This is a genomic window from Actinoalloteichus spitiensis RMV-1378 (assembly GCF_000239155.1).
GTDB classification, from domain to species: domain Bacteria; phylum Actinomycetota; class Actinomycetes; order Mycobacteriales; family Pseudonocardiaceae; genus Actinoalloteichus_B; species Actinoalloteichus_B spitiensis.
On record NZ_AGVX02000860.1, the window covers coordinates 1 to 799 of the forward strand.

General features: G+C 70.1%; 1 protein-coding gene. It reads right to left on the minus strand.

What is annotated here, in order from left to right; all coding sequences use genetic code 11:
• Nucleotides 1-114 precede the first annotated feature (114 nt).
• Nucleotides 115-799 (minus strand): sugar phosphate isomerase/epimerase family protein (locus tag ACTIDRAF_RS0226130; RefSeq protein WP_026066519.1); only part of this gene is annotated, 685 nt, incomplete at its 5' end.

The following is a 799-nucleotide window of genomic DNA, read 5'->3' on the forward strand; positions in this document are numbered from 1 at the left end:
ATCCCGAGGGCGGCGCCGGCCGCGCCCCGGAACAGGGCGCGTCGGGACAGGGCGACGTCGTTGTCGGGTCTCATCTGGTCTCCTCGGGGGTTCGGGTCCGGTTCGGGGTCCGCGTCACTTCTGGTTGCTGAACGCGGCGTCGAACGCCGCCGAGGGCTTGTCGAAGACGAGGTTCCTGATGAAGGTGACCGCTTCGGCTGCGCCCCGCAGCCGGTCCATCCCGGCGTCCTCCCACTCCACCGAGATCGGCCCGTCGTACCCGATCGAGTTCAGGGCGCGGAACGCCTCCTCCCAGTCCACGTCGCCGTGCCCCGTGGAGACGAAGTCCCAGCCCCGCCGGGCGTCGGCCCACGCCAGGTGCGACCCGAGCCGGCCGTTGCGCCCGTCGAAGCGCTTCTTCGTGTCCTTGCAGTCGACGTGGTAGATGCGGTCGGCGAAGTCGAGGATGAAGCCGACCGGGTCGAGGTCCTGCCAGACGAAGTGCGAGGGGTCCCAGTTCAGCCCGAAGGCCTCCCGGTTGCCGACCGCGGCCAGCGCCCGTTTCGTGGTCCAGTAGTCGTAGGCGATCTCCGAGGGGTGCACCTCGTGGGCGAAGCGGACGCCGACCTCGTCGAACACGTCGAGGATCGGGTTCCAGCGGTCGGCGAAGTCCTGGTAGCCGTCGTCGATGACGTCCTGGGAGACGGGCGGGAACATGGCCACGTACTTCCAGATCTTCGACCCGGTGAAACCGACGACGGTCCCGACGCCCAGCTTCGCGGCCGCGCGGGCGGTGTCGGCCATCTCCGCGGCGGGGGGC